This is a genomic window from Gordonibacter sp., from assembly GCF_036667095.1.
Taxonomy (GTDB): domain Bacteria; phylum Actinomycetota; class Coriobacteriia; order Coriobacteriales; family Eggerthellaceae; genus Gordonibacter.
The window spans coordinates 1-2,750 of record NZ_JAVWUP010000139.1 but is presented as its reverse complement, the minus strand read 5'-3'; the positions used below and the strand labels follow the sequence as shown (position 1 = coordinate 2,750).

Annotated in this window: 4 protein-coding genes; 3 read left to right on the top strand and 1 reads right to left on the bottom strand. The window is 57.2% G+C overall.

The window, feature by feature from the left end; all coding sequences use genetic code 11:
* Positions 1 to 231: 231 nt before the first annotated feature.
* Genes infC through rplT form a run of 3 tightly spaced genes read left to right on the top strand, consistent with a single transcriptional unit; the run spans position 232 to position 1,386 of the window.
* Positions 232 to 825: a translation initiation factor IF-3 gene (gene infC / locus RR842_RS10735; RefSeq protein ID WP_332518287.1), complete on the top strand. Its 594-nt coding sequence runs from the start codon at positions 232 to 234 to the stop codon at positions 823 to 825.
* The gene (gene rpmI / locus RR842_RS10730) at positions 818 to 1,015 is read left to right on the top strand and encodes a 50S ribosomal protein L35 (protein ID WP_332518288.1); all 198 of its coding nucleotides are present in this window, start codon (positions 818 to 820) and stop codon (positions 1,013 to 1,015) included. The genes infC and rpmI overlap by 8 nt, the downstream gene beginning before the upstream one ends.
* 17 nt (positions 1,016 to 1,032) lie before the next feature.
* Positions 1,033 to 1,386 (top strand): 50S ribosomal protein L20, encoded by a 354-nt coding sequence (rplT, locus tag RR842_RS10725; RefSeq protein WP_332518289.1) that lies wholly within the window; start codon positions 1,033 to 1,035, stop codon positions 1,384 to 1,386.
* Positions 1,387 to 1,602: 216 nt separating this feature from the next.
* On the opposite strand, the gene RR842_RS10720 is transcribed toward rplT, so the two are convergent.
* Complete coding sequence (locus RR842_RS10720) at positions 1,603 to 2,541, bottom strand: hypothetical protein (protein WP_332729727.1); 939 nt, start codon at positions 2,539 to 2,541, stop codon at positions 1,603 to 1,605.
* Positions 2,542 to 2,750 lie beyond the last annotated feature (209 nt).

Sequence of the window (2,750 nt, the reverse complement as noted above, 5' to 3'; positions counted from 1 at the left end):
TTCCAACTTCCAGTAAGAAAATGCTTGCGTGTTGGCACTTCTCTTGGTAAACTAGGCAAGTTGTTTACTCAAGCGGGGGGAAACCCTCCACCTGATTCGGCGCTTCGGCAGCTGATGGGTCGCTCGAATATGCGAAGCCGCCTAGCGGTTTCATTATGAGAATGCGAACCCGCCGCCTGACCCAAGGCGACGGGTTTTTCACTGAAGCGCGTAAGCGCGGAAGATTAGGAGGTGAGCGCGATAGCTGCTCAGGAGCCACGGCTCAACGAAGAAATTACGGTCCGCGAATGCCGTCTTATCGGTTTCGACGGCGAGCAGATGGGTATTTACGTCACGGCAGAGGCCCAGCGTGTCGCTGATAACGAGGGACTCGACCTCGTGGAGATCGCGCCCAACGCCGATCCTCCCGTGTGCCGCATCATGGACTACGGCAAGTTCAGGTACGACCAGGAAATCAAGGCCAAGATGGCCCGTAAGAACCAAAGCAAGATCGAGACCAAGGAAATGAAGTTCCGTCCGAAGATCGATGTGGGCGACTACACCACGAAGAAGAAGCACGTCGTTCGCTTCCTCGACGCGGGCAACAAGGTCAAGATCACCATCATGTTCCGTGGTCGCGAAATGGCGCATCCGGAACTGGGGCTTACCATCTTGGAGCGTCTGGCTGACGATCTGAAGGAAACGGCTATCATCGAGAGCCAGCCTAAGATGGAAGGCCGTAACATGCACATGCTCATCGCCCCCCTGCCTTCGGTGGTTGCGGCGAAGAAGAAAAAGGAAAACGAGAAGAAGGAAGCTGAAGGGAAGGACGAAGAGAATGCCTAAGATGAAGACCCATCGCGGCACCGCAAAGCGATTCCGCGTCACCGGTTCTGGCAAGATCATGCGCTCCAAGGCGTTTAAGAGCCACATCATGACGAAGAAGAGCCAGAAGCGCAAGCGCAATTTCCGCCACGAGACCGAAGTCGCGAAGTCTGACCAGAAGGTCATCGGCCGCAACCTCGGGCTTCGCTAGTAAAGGAGTGATCTGTTATGCCTCGTGTCAAGCGTGCAGTTAACGCCCACAAGAAGCGTCGTACCGTTCTTAACCGTGCAAAGGGCTACTACGGTGCGAAGTCCCGCTCCTACCGTGCCGCTAAAGAGCAGGTGCAGCATTCGCTTCAGTACATGTACCGCGACCGCCGCAACAAGAAGCGCGACATCCGTCGTTTGTGGATCACCCGCATCAACGCGGCTGCCCGCATCAACGGCTTGAGCTACTCCTTGTTCATGAACGGCCTGAAGAAGGCTGGCGTCGTGCTAGACCGCAAGGTGCTCTCCGACATGGCCATCAACGATCCCGCCGCTTTCGCCGCCGTGGTCGAGGTTGCCAAGAAGGCCCTGTAAGCTTTCGTTGCGCCGTTCTCCGAACGGCGCAACTGCTTGACGCTGCGAAGCCCCCAATCACCCGATCTTGCCCCTTTCGCGCTTATCCTCACGTGCAGAAGCACGCTCGGTTGCGCAACGGGACAATCTCGGGCACTTGGGGGCTTCTCGCTGTCTTACTGCGCCAACCAGTAAGGTAACATTTGTGCGTTCGCAGAAAGCTGGTGGTCGCGCAGCCTAGCCGTACAGGAGGGTAGGCATGTCGGTGACGTGGCGCTCGTAGCCTATGAGTCCCATATTGCCTTGGTCGATGTCGACGTACAGGTAGGTGCCGTTGTCGAGTGTGACCTCGATCACGTACCACTGTGTCATATGTTCGGAATCGCGTCCGCTTCCTCCTCTCATGAGGATGCGGCCTGCTGTAGCGTTTGCGCCATTGCCGAGACCCGCTTGGTTGACAATATCGACAGCTGTGGCACCGTGCGGATAGCTAGCTGCGGAAGCTGCGAACTCCAGCATTCCGTCGCGCTTCGGTTGATACGCGATGGCTCGCTCCTCGTCGGTCAGGGTCGATTTGCCGTAATTCTCGCCATATTTTGCATATATCTCTTCGTGTTGGGCAACGAGCTCTGCTTCGGTTCCGAAGCGCTCGGCGCAACCTTCGCCGTCGCCCCAATCATCAAACCATTGCCAATTGCTTTCGCCTTGGTAGAGGTTGGTCATCGTGTCCACCCCGGTGTCGGCGATGACGCTGATCGTCAAGGAGCCTCCTTCGACCTCGGCCTCGACGGTCCAATACAAGCCCTGGAATTCGTAGTAATCCTCATCCATCGTGGTTGCGCTGTCCCGTAGCGACACGGCTACGCGTCCGGTGGGCTGCTTGCCGTACACGCGCTCGGCTATGTCGGCTGCTGTTGCGGCGGCGTACTGTGCCGACACGCTTCCTTCGGGCAGATCGATGCCGCGGGTGTCCACTTTTACGTCGAGGCCGTCCGGTGCGGTCACTTCATCGTTTATTGTTACGTTGTCGGGGGTGGTTTCGGCGTATATGGCTCCGGTTTCAGCGGCTCCAGCATTGGCCAAAAACGACCCTAATGACACCACGCAAATGGCTATGAATAGTGCGGCAATGCCGAGCGTGGCAAACGATCCTTTTCGTTTTTCTTGGTGTTCCATCGAGGTTCCTTTCAGGACGTGGACGCCCTCTGCATCCGATGGTTCCAGTTTCGTGCGTCCCTGTCACGAGCTTGCTCGCGGCTTGTCACGAAGCGGTAAATTCTACCGTGGCCGTGGTTCCTTTGCCGAGCTTCGACGTGTAGGTCAGAAGCGCATCGTGTAGCTGCGCTATCTCTTGGCAAAGGGAAACGCCCAGTCCGGCACCTCCA

Bases quoted from the DNA above. Each gene is read 5' to 3' on its own strand.
- rpmI (WP_332518288.1), top strand. From the start codon at position 818: ATGCCTAAGATGAAGACCCATCGCGGCACCGCAAAGCGATTCCGCGTC.
- rplT (WP_332518289.1), top strand. From the start codon at position 1,033: ATGCCTCGTGTCAAGCGTGCAGTTAACGCCCACAAGAAGCGTCGTACC.
- RR842_RS10720 (WP_332729727.1), bottom strand. From the start codon at position 2,541: ATGGAACACCAAGAAAAACGAAAAGGATCGTTTGCCACGCTCGGCATT.